This is a genomic window from Mycoplasmopsis citelli (assembly GCF_900660645.1).
Lineage (GTDB): Bacteria > Bacillota_I > Bacilli_A > Mycoplasmatales > Metamycoplasmataceae > Mycoplasmopsis > Mycoplasmopsis citelli.
Genome location: NZ_LR215036.1, coordinates 43,959 through 62,241, shown reverse-complemented (window position 1 = coordinate 62,241; position 18,283 = coordinate 43,959). Strand labels below are relative to the sequence as shown.

Annotated in this window: 17 protein-coding genes; 1 reads left to right on the top strand and 16 read right to left on the bottom strand. The window is 26.5% G+C overall.

The genetic code is table 4. From position 1 onward, the window contains the following. Positions 1–1,672 precede the first annotated feature (1,672 nt). Positions 1,673–2,536, top strand: coding sequence for a hypothetical protein (locus EXC58_RS00230; RefSeq protein ID WP_129725067.1), 864 nt, complete (start codon positions 1,673–1,675; stop codon positions 2,534–2,536). Positions 2,537–2,658: 122 nt separating this feature from the next. Here EXC58_RS00230 and EXC58_RS00225 read toward each other — a convergent pair whose 3' ends face one another. The 16 genes from EXC58_RS00225 to EXC58_RS00155 all read right to left on the bottom strand — a co-directional run bounded on the left by EXC58_RS00225 (position 2,659) and on the right by EXC58_RS00155 (position 18,279). Beyond that, entirely contained in the window at positions 2,659–3,330 is a 672-nt protein-coding gene (locus EXC58_RS00225) for a hypothetical protein (RefSeq protein WP_165177489.1), read from the bottom strand. 8 nt (positions 3,331–3,338) lie between these two features. Then, positions 3,339–3,485, bottom strand: coding sequence for a hypothetical protein (locus tag EXC58_RS04650; protein ID WP_165177486.1), 147 nt, complete (start codon positions 3,483–3,485; stop codon positions 3,339–3,341). A 62-nt stretch (positions 3,486–3,547) separates the two neighbouring features. After that, positions 3,548–4,582, bottom strand: coding sequence for a nucleotidyl transferase AbiEii/AbiGii toxin family protein (locus EXC58_RS00220; RefSeq protein WP_129725065.1), 1,035 nt, complete (start codon positions 4,580–4,582; stop codon positions 3,548–3,550). Then, positions 4,569–5,180, bottom strand: a complete 612-nt coding sequence (locus EXC58_RS00215; RefSeq protein ID WP_129725064.1) for a DUF6088 family protein — start codon at positions 5,178–5,180, stop codon at positions 4,569–4,571. The genes EXC58_RS00220 and EXC58_RS00215 overlap by 14 nt, the downstream gene beginning before the upstream one ends. A gap of 132 nt (positions 5,181–5,312) precedes the next feature. Then, a complete protein-coding gene (locus EXC58_RS00210; protein ID WP_129725063.1) occupies positions 5,313–5,552 on the bottom strand; it encodes a hypothetical protein in 240 nt (79 codons plus the stop codon). A 49-nt stretch (positions 5,553–5,601) separates the two neighbouring features. Continuing rightward, on the bottom strand, positions 5,602–6,105 hold the full coding sequence (locus EXC58_RS00205) for a restriction endonuclease subunit S (protein ID WP_223211609.1): 504 nt from the start codon (positions 6,103–6,105) through the stop codon (positions 5,602–5,604). 125 nt (positions 6,106–6,230) lie between these two features. Continuing rightward, positions 6,231–7,328: a restriction endonuclease subunit S gene (locus tag EXC58_RS00200; RefSeq protein WP_129725061.1), complete on the bottom strand. Its 1,098-nt coding sequence runs from the start codon at positions 7,326–7,328 to the stop codon at positions 6,231–6,233. Between the two features lie 20 nt (positions 7,329–7,348). After that, the gene (locus EXC58_RS00195) at positions 7,349–8,935 is read right to left on the bottom strand and encodes a type I restriction-modification system subunit M (RefSeq protein ID WP_129725060.1); all 1,587 of its coding nucleotides are present in this window, start codon (positions 8,933–8,935) and stop codon (positions 7,349–7,351) included. Between the two features lie 23 nt (positions 8,936–8,958). Continuing rightward, the gene (locus EXC58_RS00190; protein ID WP_129725059.1) at positions 8,959–12,036 is read right to left on the bottom strand and encodes a type I restriction endonuclease subunit R; all 3,078 of its coding nucleotides are present in this window, start codon (positions 12,034–12,036) and stop codon (positions 8,959–8,961) included. 426 nt (positions 12,037–12,462) lie between these two features. Further along, entirely contained in the window at positions 12,463–12,951 is a 489-nt protein-coding gene (locus EXC58_RS04885) for a restriction endonuclease subunit S (RefSeq protein ID WP_223211631.1), read from the bottom strand. Positions 12,952–13,072: 121 nt separating this feature from the next. Then, positions 13,073–14,167, bottom strand: coding sequence for a restriction endonuclease subunit S (locus tag EXC58_RS04645; RefSeq protein ID WP_165177483.1), 1,095 nt, complete (start codon positions 14,165–14,167; stop codon positions 13,073–13,075). A gap of 525 nt (positions 14,168–14,692) precedes the next feature. After that, on the bottom strand, positions 14,693–15,163 hold the full coding sequence (locus EXC58_RS00175) for an MPN499 family protein (RefSeq protein WP_129725058.1): 471 nt from the start codon (positions 15,161–15,163) through the stop codon (positions 14,693–14,695). 11 nt (positions 15,164–15,174) lie between these two features. Continuing rightward, positions 15,175–16,041 (bottom strand): HAD family hydrolase, encoded by an 867-nt coding sequence (locus EXC58_RS00170; protein WP_165177480.1) that lies wholly within the window; start codon positions 16,039–16,041, stop codon positions 15,175–15,177. Beyond that, positions 16,022–16,687 carry an L-ribulose-5-phosphate 4-epimerase gene (locus tag EXC58_RS00165; protein ID WP_129725924.1) on the bottom strand — a complete coding sequence of 222 codons (666 nt, stop codon included), beginning with the start codon at positions 16,685–16,687 and terminating at the stop codon, positions 16,022–16,024. The genes EXC58_RS00170 and EXC58_RS00165 overlap by 20 nt, the downstream gene beginning before the upstream one ends. 43 nt (positions 16,688–16,730) lie before the next feature. Further along, positions 16,731–17,648: an L-ribulose-5-phosphate 3-epimerase gene (locus EXC58_RS00160; RefSeq protein WP_268809132.1), complete on the bottom strand. Its 918-nt coding sequence runs from the start codon at positions 17,646–17,648 to the stop codon at positions 16,731–16,733. Beyond that, the gene (locus EXC58_RS00155) at positions 17,620–18,279 is read right to left on the bottom strand and encodes a 3-keto-L-gulonate-6-phosphate decarboxylase UlaD (protein ID WP_129725055.1); all 660 of its coding nucleotides are present in this window, start codon (positions 18,277–18,279) and stop codon (positions 17,620–17,622) included. The genes EXC58_RS00160 and EXC58_RS00155 overlap by 29 nt, the downstream gene beginning before the upstream one ends. Positions 18,280–18,283 lie beyond the last annotated feature (4 nt).

Sequence of the window (18,283 nt, the reverse complement as noted above, 5' to 3'; positions counted from 1 at the left end):
AATGTGAAAAAATTAATTCAGCATACAAAAATTTTAGTTGATAAAACACATATAAATACCTGATAGTTGAATGTAATTTGTTAGAAAGAAAAAATAAATCTCTTAAACAATCTAGTTATTTCAAAAGCAAAAAATAGTAACCTAAAAAATAGATGACGCATAATGATGCAAAGTCTCCTTCAAATCATTCGTGCGTGCACATGAGTATGCTTTAAAGCACGATAAGGGGATGCAAACTCTTCTAAACGAAGACATCTTTTAATCATGCTAATACATAGTATTGGAATTATGCGTCACAGTGACGCACTTTTGTCAGCAAAAATCTGCCATTTTGCAAAAAGCCTAAAAATTGGATAGATAAATATTTTCAGTTGGTAAGAGCGTACATACATCTCTTTAAGCAATCTAATTATACGACTTCAAAACAGAACAATCTAAAAAATTGTTCTTTTTTTCATAAAATTTTGTCTTGCATAAAATAATGGTTTGAGCCCCCTATGGCGTACGCGCGCGTGCACGCCACGCTTTAAAGCAGGAAAAGGTGCTTAAAAAGTGCTTACCGCACAGAGCAAATATAAATTCAATTACTTTAGTAATTGTTTTTGTCATAAAATCAAAATATTTTTTATGCAAAAAATTCAATGTGCATAAAATTGTTATGCAAAACGTAATTTTTAAAAAATCCAATATACTATGTATATTGAAACTGAAAAATCTTTTATTAAAAAAATGCCCACTTTTTATTTATAGATATTTTTTGACAATTAATAGTAAATTCAATGAAATTTCAAAAAATCGTTATTTTTGATTAATTTAATTTTAGAAAATAGCAATTTTAACATTTAAAATTTCCCAAAAATTAATTAAAGAAAAATCAAATTTTCATTATCTTTAAGGTTAGAAATTAAGATTGTTTTAAAAAAATTTATTCCATAAATAGAAAATTTTTTCGTTCCGTGTTTTTTAATTTGATGAGAAATAAATGCTTCTGTGTGAGAACCAATATGATATTTTTCTTCGTACTTTGTAATAAATTCACCGTTATTTTTAAGGTATTTTTTATAATCTTCAAAGAGTTTTTTCTTCTTAATTGATACTTTGTCCCAATTATTTTTGAACTCAATTTCCAGTAAATTTATCGCTTCCTTTGGTTGATTTTTAATTAAAATTTTTTAATAAACGAAATAAAATTTGGTGATATTTTTATCAAATTCGCAGATTACAAAGACCTTCCAAACTATATAAAATCAATCTAAAATATACTCTGTAATGAGTGCTTTAACAAGCTTTTTTGTAAATAGATCTTCGTCTCCACACATCACAATTTACTTAAAATTATTACTAATAGTGAGTAAAATATTCCTTTAATGTTATTTCATGGATACTATTTTTAAACTAACTAAATCAATTTTAACGCACTCTTTTATCAAAAATTTTATTATTTTTTTCTTTTAGTTTATGTAAAAATAAATTATAAAAACGGTTTTGATAAAGTGAAAAATAATACTTAAAATTGGTTTTTAATGTATAAAAATTACTATTTTAAAAATATTTTATTATCAGCGTTTTGATACTATTTTAAATAAAAATAAAATATCAGTACAATTTTATGAAAAAATAAAAGAGCAAATAAATGCCTTTCGAAAATGTTTATTTTATATAATTATTAAATATGATTACCAAAAAAGAACTAAAAATACCTAAAGGTTTTAAATGACATAAACCATTAGTACTTTTTAATGAAGAAACAAAAATTTATTTTCTAGATACTTACAACATTAAAAATACCCGCAAACAATTTCTCTATGAAAAAGAAATTTATGATTATCAACTTAAAAAGCAAGTTTGAGTTGATACCAAACACATTAAAATTATTTCCAATTCAGATTTTAATGAGTTATTTAAAAAAGATGAATACCTAAAAGTTGATGAACTCAATATTGAAGATTACGAAACACTTTCAGATGTATTTAACCAAACTCAAAGTAATGATTCAAAAAACAGAGATAATCAGCAGCAATTCCAAGAAAATGGTTCACCTGAAGATAATCCATTAAAATGAAGATTACAAGCACTTTTGCTTCTCTTTGTATACAAAGATGATGCTTATTATTTAAATCTTTTTGTTGAAAGAATTCCAAAGCCAGATGGTTCTATAGGTATTTGGATTGATACTCTTAATATTATGACAATGAACAAAAAAGATTTTATTTTTACAACTAAAGGAGAATTTGAAACTTTTAAAAGTTTAAAATGAAAGCTAATAGATGTTAAAAAAGCTTTTAAAGGTATTTACCGAAGTCATTTTGAAAATTTATCATTGAAAAAAACTTTCCAAAAAGTATTTTATAATCCTAAAATAAAAAAATGTACTAGTAAGATAATTGTAACTGACTATGATGATGCAGATGCTCCATATTTAGAAGAACCTCTCAGAACTCAGTATCTTAATAATTTAAGTGATAAATTAAAAATAATGATTAATAAAACTAACGAAGAACTTAGAAAGTATCAAAAAGATCCCTTTAACGATTAATAGCTTTTAAGATTAAAAAGCAAGCAACTTTTTTATAGTTGCTTGCTTTATTTTTAAAATTTAATTTTTTAGCTTATAAATTATTTGATTTGGTATTATCTAGACAATTTAAAAAATTAACTTTAACCCATTCAAATTATGCTGTTTTTTATAATAAATTCTTTAATTATTAAATCTAAATTTTCACTTTTACTTTTTTCAACTCATTCAGACATTGTATCTGCATATAATTGCTGAAAACTCTTTTGGATTTCTGGTTCTCAATCATCAAGATGCATGCTTTTTGTTCATTTTAAATAAAGTCCACAAAAATTTCTTAAAAACACAACAACAAAAGAAAAAATAGATCTTTTATTACCATTGATTAAAATATGTTTTTTCACCAAGCAAGAAACAATATAAACAAGTAAATCAAATGTATTTTGCTTACTTTCATCTTGTTCAATATAAGAGATATAGTTATTGTAATTTAACATAACTGAATCAAAAAATAAATCCAATTGTTCTCAATCAAAAGGTTCGTTAGATAAATTTTTAGCATAATCAAATGCTTGTTTTACTGTGTATTTGAATAATTGAGTAAGTGTATAATTATCAGAAGAGAAAAAAACTAATTCAATCAAAGGTTCCTTGCAATTAGCTAAATAATAGGATAATGAATTTTCATTAGTTGAATTTGCTAATTGAATATCACTTGTTTGAAAATTACCACTTAAGTAAAATTCTTTTTGAGTATTTAACGATTTAGGATTTAAATAAATCACAAAATTTCTTAGTATTTCAATATTATTCATATATAAAGTTATTTTTTGCCTAATAATCTGATAACTTCATCATACACTGCTTTGGCAGGATGTTTTTCAAAAGCTTCTTTTTGTCTTTTTGCATTTTCCACAAACATTTCATAAGTTATATAATTAATATTTTTGTCTTTATTTTTATTGTTCATAAAACTCCTTTTATTTAATTTTTTAAACTAATTATTCACTTGTTTAAATAAGCAAATAATTTTTATTTAGAACTTCATTTTGCATATGTTTTAATCGCTTTATTTAGCTTATCTTCGTGAATTTGTAGTGTTTTGATAATTTCATCAAAACTAACAATATCTTCAAAAAACATTTCGTTCATGTTCTTATAATCATTTTTAAAAAAATCAATTGCTTCTTGCGAAGGAACTAGTTTTAATTTAGCTTCATAGATAAGATCATATTTAGCTGTGTTTGTTGGATAATACTTTTTCTTAAACTCAATAACTGAATCAAGTAAATCTAAATTCTGCAAACTTTGTTCTTCTAAATCTGTTTGAAGCATTTTATATAAATCATAATAATGTCTAGCATATCTATCTGGATAAATTTGACTATATCGATTGGCTATTCGGTGTAATATGGTAGCTTTTTCATAAAAAATTCTAATTGGTTCAACAGTTTTAACAAATATTTTTTCTCAAGCAACATTTGGAAAAGTTTCAAAAATATAAGGTTTAATTTCTTTTTGAGAAGCGGGTTCAGGATCAGCTAAACGTCCCATTTCTAGTTTAATAATTTTTAAAATTAAAGATCTAACTGGAAATTTCTTTGGATAATCAAAACAAATAGTATATGGATCGCTTTCTTCAATATAAAGTTTTATTTCTTTATCTTTAAAAATTTTGCCTAAATCATGTTGTAAAATTGGTAAAACTTCTTCTTTTAAAAACTTGAAGTTCTCTTCTTTGATATTTTTATTAAATTTTTTCAATTGTGAATTGCTTTTGCTTTTATTTAGCTCTCCATCAGGGTATCCCAGCACCCTTATATCCATAGATAAATCAATATCTTCTGAAAACCTTTTAATAAGATTATGAGCTTTAGAAAGGCTTGTCCCACCTTTAAAAACCAAATAATCTTTGTATTTAAAATCATTAAAAAGATATTTTAAAACTATACAAACTCATAAATCTTTTTCAAGAATATATTCACCAAGATTTCATTTGCTTACCGCTTGTTCATAAGCTATATTTTGCTCTTGTTCAGATAATGTAAAAAATTTATCGATTGTCATTGATCTCCTTTATTTCTAATAAAACATTTCGAATTCAATTTTCAAAAGTTTTAGTTTCTCTTGCTAAATCTTCTTTAACATTTTGAGCAAAAGATGCTAATTGTCTAATTATTCGCTTATTATTTATGCTTCTTTTTCCTAACCTTTTAATTGCTTCAATTAAAATCGCAAATTCTTCTGAGCGTGATGTAATATATTTTTTATTTCTATGTATAAAAGTAATTTTTCACCCTTGATATTCATAAATTCTTGATGGACCATCGGAAATATACATATATGAATTGGGTATTTGAGTTGACACACCAGTGTAATTTAATGTTACTTCACCGCCAGGAGCAATGGTTCAACCATGCTTTTGTGAAATTTTTTCAGCAACTTTAGATGGAAAAGGATTTCCTGATGCTTTTAAGAATTCACTATATATAGGCTTAACGTACATTCCAGTAATTAATCTTTTAATTTGTTCTTGCTTATTTAATTTAGATAAAATTGAAGCAATTGTATTTTTATTTGCAATATGTTCAAAATCTTTATTAATATAGATTTTACCAGGATTGTTAAACATAATTTCTTTAATTTGTTGTGTTGCACTTTGCATGGTAAACCTCCTTTTATTTAAATTATAACTTTTTCGCTTTTAAACCAAGAAAATTGTACTTTTACGCTAAAAATCCACTTTCTTTATTACTTAGGAAAGTGGATTTGGTTAATAAATTAAAAAATTAAGATTTTATTCTTTAAATTTCTCTTGATTTATAAGGAAATCTCTAATGTTTCTTAAACTTGATGTAACATCCTTGCTTCGTAAAACTTGAAAAATTTCATTATCTGAAATAATAATTTCCCTATTTTTTAATAAATAATTTATTTGTTCAAGCGAAAAATTAAAAGTTTCCATGAATTCTTTTTCACTTAATTCAATTTTTTTATACCCTATTTCATCTTTAGTATAAACTTTTGCTCGTATCATTTTTATCCTTTCTAAAATTTTAAATTCACAAAGAGATTATTAATTTAAATTATTTAAACAACAACTTATTACGATAATATTGATATTGTTTATTTCTAAATGCAATTTCTGCTGGTAAACCTTTTGATAAATCATTAGTAAGTTCTTCAAAGTGATCTAAAATATCAACAATGTATTGCTGAGTTTTGATGCTTGGAATATTTAGTTTTAAATTTAAAATTGCCTTGCTTGACAATAAAGAAACAGTCCCATTGGATGATTGTTCTTTAAAAATATTTTCATTATTTTTAAGAAGGTAGTAAAGATATTTATTCAGTAAGATATTTTCGCTTTTACTTCTTATAACAAAACAATTTAACGCAGCTCAAAACTTATTTCGTTGAAAATTTACATAACCTGCAGAAGCTCCGCATTCTGCTATTGTAACTGCATTTTCATCTTCGTTATACTTATTAAAATATCCAGAAGGAGTGGGACTTAAATTAATTACAGGAAATTCACCTTTTTCAATCATTTCGCTTTTATGAAGTTTTCTACCTTTATTCAAATGCACATAATCACTTAAAAGTGTTTTTTGTCCTTCGGTTAAGGAATTTAAAACTCTGTCAGAATAGATGAAATTAATAACTTTAATTAATCCTTCTATTCAGCTGTCTCTAGATCTAGCTGTCTCTAGATCTAGCTGTCTCTAGATCTAGCTGTCTCTTCGAAAATATTGCTTGTTAGACTTAATAATTTATCACGATAATATGCATATTGCTTGTCTCTAAGTTCAATTTCTGCAGGTAATCCGATATTTAAATCCTGACAAATTTTTTCAAAATTATCTAAAACATCAACAATTTTTTGCTGAATTAGTAAATCAGGAACAAGAATTTTCATATCCGAAATTGTTGAGCTATATATATGAGGAATTGTTCCTGTTGTTTTTAATGAATATATGTAATCTTGTTTGTTTTTTAAAAAATGAAACAAATATTTTTGTAAAATAATTTTTTCATTTGCTTGAATTGTAAAACAATCTTTTGCAAAAATTGGTGTTTTTCAAAAAGATACATATCCCGCTGAGCCAGAAGAAGATACAGTTATAGAGTTTTTATTTCTATTAAATTCATCTGTATATCCTTGTGGTTTAACACCACCAGATACAATTGGAAATCTGGTGCCTTTATCTGGTGCTATATTAGTTTTTCCTTTTTCAAACTCAGCAATATCTTCTAAATTGTAAGTTTTAAAATTAGTTAAATATTCAAAGTGTAGCAATTTATTTCTATAAAAGTTATATTGTTTTTTTCTTGCCTCTAGCTCGGCCTCTAGCTCTTCAGAAAAATTAGTAAATAAATCTAAATTTTTAACTATTTCTTTTTGTGTTTTAATATCTGGTAAAATCAAATCTAAATTTAAAATATGTTCTTTTGCTAGAGATGGAATTCCTGCACCATGGGATTGTTTTTTAAGGTTTAATTCATTATTTTTAAGAAAATAATACAAGTATTTGTTAAGTAAAATTTTTTCATTTTTTGGTTTAACTACATAACAATGAGCACTGGCTCAAAATTCAGTTTTTTGGAAATCTACATAACCGGTTGAACCACCTTGAGCAATTGTAATTGTATTCGCTTCTTGATTATATTCATTAAAATATCCAGTGGGAGAGGTTCCTCCGTTAATTACTGGATATAAACCCTTTTTAAACATTCTATCTTTATTAAGTTGTTTTCCTGTAATTATTTTTATATAATCACCTAGTTTTACATAATTTTCTTTTAGATTCATATTATCTTTCAATTTGAGAATTACTTTTTGTTAAATACCTTATCTAATTCTTCAGTTATTTTGTCAATTTCTTTTCTTAAATGTTCTTGTTTTACAGTAATTTCCTTAATTTGAGCATTTAAAGCTTCAATATTAACTTCTTCTTCATCACTTTGTTTTTGTACATATTGAGATACTGAAAGGTTATAGCGATTTTCAACAATTTGTTCTTTAGCAACTAATTTAGCTAAATTTTCAACATCATTTCGATCAAAATATAACTTACTAATTTCATCAATATTTGCTTGAGAGAGTTTATTTCCTTTTTTGGCTTTTTGCACAATATTACTTGCATCAATAAATAAAACACTATTGTCTTTTTTATTCTTTTTCAGAACTAAAATAGTAGTAGCTATTGAAGTTCCATAAAAAAGATTATCCGGCATTTGAATTAAGGCGTCAATATAGTTTTGATCAATTAAATATTGGCGAATTTTCGCTTCTGCTCCACCACGATAAAATATTCCAGGGAAACAAACAATAGCAGCTACTCCATCATCAGATAGATGATAAAGCGAGTGCATAACAAAAGCTAAATCTGCTTTAGATTTAGGGGCTAAAACTCCAGCATCTTTATAACGATCATCTTGAATTAAAGTTGGGTTAATAACTTTTTTTCAATTTAGTGAATAAGGGGGATTAGATACAATTACATCAAAAGGACCATCGTTTTTATGAAGTGGCTGAGTTAAAGTATTTCCATGTTTGATGTTGAATTTATCATAATCAACTCCATGTAAAAACATATTCATCCGACACAAATTAAAGGTAGTAAGATTAATTTCTTGACCATAAAATCCACCGGTAATATTATTTTTATTTTCTCCAAGAATTTTAATAGCCTTTAAAAGCAGTGAACCTGAACCACAAGTTGGATCGTAAACTTTATTGACTTTGGTTTTATTATTAATAGCAATTTTTGCTAGCAAAGTCGAGACTTCAGGAGGTGTAAAAAACTCTCCCCCACTTTTTCCGGAACTAGAAGCATACATAGTTAGTAAAAACTCATATGCATCTCCAAAAATATCTACTGAACTTTCTCTAGAGTTACCTAAATCAATTTTGGCGATATTTTCTAAAATATTAATAATATTTTTGTTTTTATCTTTAACTTCTTTCCCAAGTTTATTACTATTAAAGTCTAAATCATTAAACAATCCTTCAAAATCACCTTGACTTTTATTCCCATAAGCTGATTTTTCAATTGATTTAAAAATCCGATCTAAATTAGTATTTAGTTCAATGTCATTTTCATTAGCCTTTTTACGTACATTTTCAAATAATTCTGAAGGTTTGATAAAATACCCAATTGCACTAACAATGTCTTCTTTTTGATCTTTGCCACACAATTCATCATCTAAATTAGCATAATCAAAACCTTTCAATTTATTTTTTGCTGCGTCAGTATTAACAAAATTAACTAAATTTTCAGAAATGTAACGATAAAATAAAAATCCTAATACATACATTTTAAAATCTCATCCATCAACACTTCCGCGTAAATCTTCCGCGATTTTTCAAATAGCATTGTGTAATTCACTTCGTTCTAAATCTCTTTTACTATCCATAAAATTCCTTTTTTCATTAAAAACTAGTAAAGTCCTCTAAATTTATTAATTAATTTGTTTAGTTCTTGAGAAACTTTCAACCTATTTTGATTTTTATTTCCGAAAATTGGACCTTTGACTAAATCATTAAATTCTTTTCCATAATCTTTAACTTCACCTTTATCAAAACATCTTTTAAAAAAGATTCTTGTTTCGACAGTATCTTTAACTGGTAATCTAACAATGATTTCTTCGATAATTTGATTTATTTTTTCTTCAATAAATAATCGTCATTCATAATTGTAATCTATTGGAATTTTCTTGTTTTTTTCTTTTAATTTCTTTAAAATTCAATCAATAAACTCATCCAGTAAAGAAATTTTATCTCTTCATTTGTATTGAGATAAAAGAATTTTTTTTATAGATTCTTTAATTTCTTGTTTTTGATTAATTTGATTAAATTGTTCTTCGATAAGTTTAATAATTTCTCTTAATCCGTAATCAGAATTTTGAATTAAATTAATTTCATATTCAAGATCAATTAAATTTCGTTCAGCTAATTTCGCAATAACATTATCTTGATGTTTGTCATAAATTTTTAAGTAATGACTTTTATAATCTTGTCTTAATGTGCTATTAAAAGCTGGATATTCTGGTAAACCAAATTCATCAAAAGTTTTTACAATCACTTCTGTTCGTTCTAAATCGTTGTATGTTCTAATAAAATCTTGTTCTTCTTCTTCGCTGAGGTCTTGTTTTTCAAGAGCTTCTAAAGGAAAAGAATTTTTAAGTTTTTCAACAAGTTTTCGATAACCTAAAACACTTCTTCCTTTGTTTGAATATGGTCCTTCGTAATAAGTTCTAAAATCTCTTAATAAACAAATTTCAGAAGCATTCTTATCGCTAAATAATTTCAGTGCTTTTTCAGTTTGTTCTTTTAAATCTCTAAAAGTAACAATATTTCCATGCGGTTTTAAAGAACTGTATATACGATTAGTTCTTGAAAGAGCTTGAACTAGATTATGATAAGTTAAATCCTTATCAAGTCATAAAGTATTTAAGGTTGGAGCATCAAACCCAGTTAAAAACATACTACATACAATCAAAATATCTATTTCACGGTTTTTAACTTTTTTTGAAACTTCTTTGTAATAATTATCAAACCCCTCTGCATTTAGCTCATAATTGGTTTTAAAAGTATTATTAAAATCATTTATAGCTTCTTGTAAAACGTTTTGTTCATTTACTGATAATCTTTCAGCTTTAAAACCATCTGCTAAATCATAATCTAAAATATTTTCTGATTTATGTGAAGGCTCTTTTGAAAAAATAGTTGCAATTTTTAAATCAATATTTTTTTGAGCAATTTGTTTTTTAAACTCTTGATAATAAAGACCTGCTAACTTTGTAGAATCGCAAGCAAATAATGAGTTAAATCCACTTTTTTGCATTTCTTTTTGCTGTCTATTGGTTATACGATCATAACGATTAAGTGTATATTCAACAATTGACTCAATTCTTCTTGGGTGTTCGAAATTTTTATCAATTTCCTTTACTTTAAATAATTTATTAACTTTAATAGCTGTTTTATTGTATTCGATTTTAAATTTCAAGACATTTTCATCCTTAATGGCATTTAAAATAGTATACGCATGTAGTTTTTCGCCAAAAATACCTCTAGTTGTTCGAAAAGCTTTACCTTGATCTGTATTAGCTTCAAAAATAGGTGTACCAGTAAATCCAAAGAATATGTAATCTTTAAAATATTCTTTAATTTTTTTGTGTGTTTCACCAAATTGCGAACGGTGACACTCATCAAAAATAAATACAGTAGCTTGAGAATTATCTTTTGCTCATTTTTTGTTTTTGTTATTTTTAATATAAAGATTAAGTTTTTGAATGGTTGTTACAATAATTTTTTTAGATGTTTGTGGAGAGAAATCATTTAACTTTTCATCTAAATTCTTGGTACTACTTGTTCCACTCACAGAACCTTTTTGATAGTTTTCAAATTCTCTAATAGTTTGAAAGTCTAAATCCTTACGATCAACAACAAAGACAACTTTTTTTACATTAGGAAATTCAGCAACAAGTAATTGAGAAACCTTAAATGAAGTTAAAGTCTTTCCAGATCCAGTTGAATGTCAAATATATCCACCAGCATCAACTGTTCCAATTAATTTTGGATTATTTAAAGCAACCTTAGTTTGCTTTTGAATTTCTTCACAAGCAGTAATTTGATAAGGTCGCATTACTAGCAGTTTTTTATCTTCAGTTAAAACGCAATATTTAATTAAAATTGATAAAATAGTTCTTTTTCGAAAAAAGTAAGTGGTAAAATCCTCTAAATCATTAATTGGTTCGTTATTTTGATCTGCTCAATTTATGGTAAATTCATACGAATTACTAGTTTTAATTTCTCCGGCTTTAAGGTTGCTATCTTTTTTATCTTTTATTGACAATCATCTTGTAGTATTTGAATAATACTTTGTAAAAGTTCCATTACTAATAACAAATAGTTGTAAATATTCAAATAAACCATCACCACTTGAATATGATTGTTCGTGATATCTTTCAATTTGCTCAAAAGCATCTTTAATATTAACTCCACGTCTTTTCAGTTCAATTTGAACAAGTGGAAGACCATTAACTAAAATAGTTACATCATATCGATTTTTCTTCTCGGAATTAGTATTGTATTGATTAATTACTTGCAAAGAGTTATTAGAAATATCATCATCAATGATTTTGATATTTTTCACTTTTTCTTCACGATCGATTAAATTAACAGCAAAAACTTTAATTTTTTGAAGTTTTTCTGCAGCTCCATAAATATCTTTAGGGGCATTAATAATCACTTCTTTATAAAAACGTTTTCACTCCTTATCTTTAAATTCAAACTTATTAAGCTTTTGAATTTGCTCTCGTAAATTTGCTTTTAATAAATCTTCATTATTAATATCTGGACGATATTCATACCCAAGATTTTCTAATCGTTTAATAAAATCATTTTCTAGTTGCTCTTCACTTTGATATGGTTTTTCTTGTTTTTGAGTTTCTTTAAAATCTTTAACAACAACTCAATTATCATCGTTGTAAGATCCAATCTGTTTCATATCCATATTTAATTTATCACCCTTATAAATTCATAAAATATTACTTATTTTTATTATAAGGTTTCTTAAAAAAAAAAAAAAAAACGTGATTTTTTTTACTTGCAAAAAATGTGATTAAAAAACCAATCAACTCTTTCAAGTTGATTGGTTTTCGTTGTATTTTTAAATGGGTAAAGTTAAATTTGATTTATTCAATGTTGACTTTTTCTTAATGAAATTAATGCTTTTGCAATTAAAATAAATGAGTAAATTGAAAATGAATTATCAATCAAAATAATTACTTTAACGGATTTGTTAAACCCTGTGAAGTGATTAATTGAAAATTATTCTTTTCAATAATTTTTAACAATGTAGTTTCAAGATTTAGTAGTTAAGATTCAATAAATTGTCCATATTATTTGCTCTAACTTTTCTAGCGTCTTTTATTTAAGATTATTTAAAAAGTAACTTATTACGATAGTATTGATATTGTTTATTTCTAAGCATAATTTCTGAAGGTAGACCTTTGGATAAATCGTTGGTAATTTCTTCAAAGTAATCTAAAGTATCAACAATATATTGTTGAGTTTGAATGCTAGGGATGTTAAATTTTAAATTTAAAATCGATTCTCTTGATAATGAAGGAATTCCAGCTCCATAAGATTCTTCTTTAAGAATATTTTCATTATTTTTAAGGAAATAATAAAGATATTTATTAAGTAAAACTTTTTCATCTTTAGGTTTGATTATATAGCAATGTGCACTGGCTCAAAATTTTGTTTTTTGAAAATCTACATAACCTGTAGATCCACCTTGAGCAATTGTAATTGTATTAGATTCCTGATTATAATTATCAAAATATCCAGTAGGTGATGTCCCTCCATTAATTACTGGATATAAGCCTATTTTAGATGTTTTATCTTTGTTTAGTTGTTTGCCTATACTAATTGTGATGTAGTTATTTAAAATTAAATCATCATTTTTAACTATAATGTCTGAATTTGAATCAAAAAATATAAAGTTAGTAAGTTTAATTAATCCTTCTTCTCAGCTGTCTCTAGATCTAGCTGTCTCTAGATCTAGCTGTCTCTTCGAAAATATCGCTTGTTAGACTTAATAATTTATCTCGATAATAAGAATATTGTTTATCTCTAAGTTCAATTTCTGCAGGTAATCCGATATTTAAATCCTGACAAATTTTTTCAAAATTATCTAAAACATCAATAATTTTTTGTTGAATTAACAAATCAGGAACAAGAATTTGAATTTTCGATACTGAAGATGGATATATATTGTGTATTACACCATTTGAGGTTAATGAATAAATATAGTTTTGTTTATTTTTTAAAAAATGAAATAAATATTTTTGAAGAACAATATTTTCATTTGCTTTGATGGTGAAGCAATTTCTAGCAAAAATTGGCGTATCTCAAAAAGCAACATATCCAGAAGAACCTTCTCCTGATGAAGCAATAGTAATATGATTTTTTTCTCTATTATAAACATCAGTATAATATTGCGGTTTTTTAGCGCTTGTTATAACAGGAAATCTGGTACCTTTATCTGGTACTATATTAGCTTTTCCTTTTTCAAACTCAACAATATCTTCTAAATTGTAAGTTTTAAAATTAGTTAAATATTCAAAGTTTAATAGTTTATTTCTATAAAAGTTATATTGTTTTTTTCTTGCCTCTAGCTCGGCCTCTAGCTCTTGCGAAAAATTGGTAAACAAATCTAATGTTTTTACTATTTCTTCTTGTCTTTTAATATCTGGTAAAATCATTTCTAAATTTAAAATATGCTCTTGTGCTAGAGACGGAATTCCTGCACCATGAGACTGTTTTTTAAGGTTTGATTCATTACTTTTAAGAAAATAGTACAAGTATTTGTTGTGTAAAATTTCTTCATTTTTTGTTTTAATCACATAGCAATGTGCACTGGCTCAAAATTTAGTTTTTTGAAAATCTACATAACCTGCAGAAGCTCCTCCTTGGGAAATTGTAATCGTATTTGCTTCATGATTACATTCATTAAAATATCCAGTTGGTGAAACTCCTCCATTAATAACTGGATATTTACCTGTTTCATATGTTTTATCTTTATTAAGTTGTTTTCCTTTAATAATTTTTATATAATTACCTAGTCTTTTTTCTTCCATTAAAAACTCCAAATTTATTATCTAAATTTTATATTAATATTTACAAAAATAGCATAAATTGATTAAAAAGCAACAAATATCATTTAAATATTTGTGTTTAATTACCAAAATAAGTTATTACGATATAGCTCTAGAAATTTTTTGTTTTTTAAATGCACTTTTTCAATAACAAAATTTAAAATCATTTCTGGATAATAAAGATAAATTAAAAATTGATCTTTATTAAGTTTAAGTTTGGATAAATGAATAAACTCGTTTTAACTCCATTGTATAAAAACAATACAAAATCTGTTTTTTGTATATCAAAATGACCGATTGGTAATTGTTATTGTGTTCTTTTCTTCATTATATTTATCATAATAGCCTGTTGTTTTAACTCCACCGCTTATAACTGGATATGTTCTATTTTTCTCCATTTTTTGGTGTTTTTCTATTAAAATTTAAAATACATTTTTTATTATAATATTTCGAAAAACCTGAATAAAAAGCAATCAACCGGCTTTGGTTGATTGCTTTTACTTGTTTTTAAATAGCGTGAAAGCCAAATCTACTTCATTCAAGGATAACTTTTCCTTCATGAGCATGATGTTTATTACTTTCATATAAATATTCAAAATATTTTTTTGTAAAGAAAAATACATATCCAGCATATAAAGTTTTAATGGTTTTATAATTAAAACGAATGAGTAAATTGGGAATAATTTCTCAATCAATATAATCACTTTCATGCATTTGCTCAACTTTGTGAAAGGATAATTGAAAATCATATCCACGGTATTTAAGTAATAAATTAAAAAGTTGAAATTTGTTATCTCCATTAAAAGAAAAGAGGATATTATCATCTTGAAAATCATTCTTTTCAATTAAATCAATTAAAGTTCAAGCGTGTTTTATGGCGTAATTCCTGGATTTAGGAGTTAAGATTCGATAAATGGTAGGGACCATTCAAAATCCATTGTCCATATTGTTTACTCTAACTTTTCTAACGTCTTTCATTTTCTCCTATCTTATTTTATTTTATTTAAAAATTGATATATTCCATCCTCATCATTTGAAGTGGTGATGTAACTAGCATGTTGTTTTACTGCGTCTTTAGATTGGCCCATTGCAACTGAATATTTAGCCACTTTAAACATTGAAATATCATTATCTTCATCACCAAAAACAAGGGTTTTATCTAAATTAATCTCATATAATTGAGCTAGTTTTTTTAACGAATCTCCTTTTGAAATACCAACAGGCATAATGTCAAAAACTTTTGCTTGCGAATTAATCATGTAAATATTGCTTACATTTGTTAACTCTGTAGCTGCTTGTTGGGCATCTTCAAGCCTGCTATCGGATTTAATTACTAAAAACTTCACAATTTCTTCCTTAGTTATTTCAAAATTTAATGCTTTTCACTCAAAGTAAGTATGATACTCAAAGGGAAATTGATTTTCCGGCTTGCGTTTAGCATTAGTGCTACTTATTCAGCTAAATCATTCTGGTAATGTTTCTTTATTGTAAAATCCTAAAATCCCTTTAGTGGTAGTATAAATTAAAAAAGTAACATTATTTTTAATTAAGATATCAAATACTTGCTTTGTGCTTTGGGGGTCAATTGGATTTTTATAAACAATTTTATTCTTATAAAAATCATAAATAAGAGCTCCATTGCAACAAATAACTGGATAGTGTAAATTTAAGCTTAAAAATTCTTCTTTAGCTAAATAAGGTGGTCTCCCAGTGATAATTGACATTTTTTTGTTGAGTTTTTTTAAAGTGGCAATTGCTTCTTTAGAACTAGGTAAAATTTCCTTTTTTGAATTAAGTAATGTTCCATCTAAATCAAAAAAGACATATTCAAAATCACTATTTTTTAATTTGTCCATAATATGCGTTTGGACCATGTTTTCTAAAATGGTGTTTGTCTTGAAGGGTTTGATTTGCTTGTTCTTTGTGCGGATCAATAATTAAAGTATGTAGTGCCATTTTGGCTACTTCTTCTAAGGTTAATGCTAAATTAACTGCATCTTTAGGACTTTTAGTTGATCACACAAAAGGTCCATGTTCTTTAACTAAAGTGGCACTAGTAGATTCAAAACTAAGGTTGTTTTTGGTGTAATGTTCAATAATAACTAATCCCGTATTATGCTCGTATGCTCCATTAATTTCTTCATCGGTAAGTTCACGAGTGCAAGGAACTGAGCCATAAAAATTATCAGCATGCGTTGTTCCAAAACACTTAATTTCTTTTCCAGCTTGAGCAAATCCAACTGCATATGGTGAGTGAGTATGAACAATTCCTTGGATGTTTGCATTTGCTTTATAAAGTAAAGTGTGTGTTGGAGTATCACTTGATGGATTAAGTTTTGAATCAATAACATTATTATCCATATCCACAACAACCATATCTTCAGGAGTCATGCTTTCGTAACTTACTCCTGAAGGTTTAATAACCATTAATTTACGGTCTTTGGTAATTCCTGAAACATTTCCTCAGGTATGAATGGCTAGTTTATATTTATACAAAAGCATATTAGCTTCATAAACTTGTTGTTTTAATTGTTGAATTTCGTCTTTATTCACCTTTAGCTCGCTTTCATTGTTTTAAGTAAAATGCTTTAGCTTCACGAAGTAATTCGATGTTTTGTTCAGCAGTTTCTTCAGGATCATTTTTTGACCACATTTCAATTAAAATTGGAACATCTAATTTATTGCGTTTAATTTCTTTTAGTGATTTTGGAAAATCAACAGTTCCTTTACCTCAAGGGACTTCTTTAAATTTTCTTGGAAGAGTGTCTTTGAAGTGAAAGGCAACAATTTTATCTTTTCCAAGTAAAATTTCGTTGGCAACATCTTCGGTAAATTGGTTTAAATTTCCTAAATCAGGATAAATGTAAAACATTGGCGAATCAATTTCTTTTAAAAAGGCTAAACACTTACTAATAGTTCCAGCAAAATCAACATCCATAGTTTCAAAAGCAAGAGTTACGCTATGTTTTTGAGCTAAAGCAGCTGCTTTTTTCATTCCTTGAAGGAAGTAATTACGAGTTACTTGGTTTGGAACTTCATAATACACATCATAAGCAGCAATTTGAATAATTCGAATACCAAGTTTTTTAGCTAAGATAATGGCTTTTTCCATAATATCTAAAGCCATAGCACGTTTTTTAGGATCACGAGACCCAAAAGGATATCTGCGGTGTGCACTTAAACACATTGAATTAAAGTAAAAGTTTTTTTCAATGAGTAATTTTTTCAGCTCATTAATTTGAGCATTACTTCAAGTTAAGCGTTCTAAACGTTCTGGCGATTCATCAACGCTAAACTCGATAAAATCATATCCTCCGGCTTTAGCAATATCAATTTTAGTAGCTCAATCAAATTTTTTATTAATAGCTTTTTCGTAAATTCCTAAATAACGTTTTTTAAGATGGGTGTTTTTCTTTTTAGTTTTTTTAGCTTCGTTAGTTTGATCAGTATTTTTTGAATTCATCTTTAAATTCCTTTGCAGCTGCTTGAGGGTCAGCAGCATCACGAATTGATCTTCCAGCAATAAAAATATAAATTGGAATATCTTTAAATAACTTAATATCTTCAACTGCAACTCCCCCAGTTACAGTTACTTTAAACCCCATATCAGCTAGTTTTTTAACAGTGTCAATATCTTTTTGACCTCATTTAACTCCTGCAGCTTGAGCATCGCGAGCACGGTGTCATACCACTTGTGGAACTCCAGCTTGTTTTCAGCTTTGGACTTGTTCTCAAGTGAAATTAGTAGTCATTTCTACTTGGAGTTCTTTTCCATTTCCAAAAGTTTGTGAATATTGAACTAAATCTTCCATAGTTGCATTTTCAGCAGCACAAATAGCAGTAGTATAATCAGCTCCACTTTCAAAAAACATTTTGGCAAAGACTTTTCCTGCATCAGCAATTTTTCCGTCAGCAACAATGATTTTATCTGGAAAAGCTTTTTTTAATTCAGCAATTGCTTTTTTTCCTTCTGAAGCTAGTAAAATAGTTCCAACTTCAATTACATCAATATATTTAGCAGCTTTTTGAGCTGAATTAATTGCTTCTTCGATAGTTAAATTATCAAGAGCAATTTGTAATAATGGTAATGCCATCTTT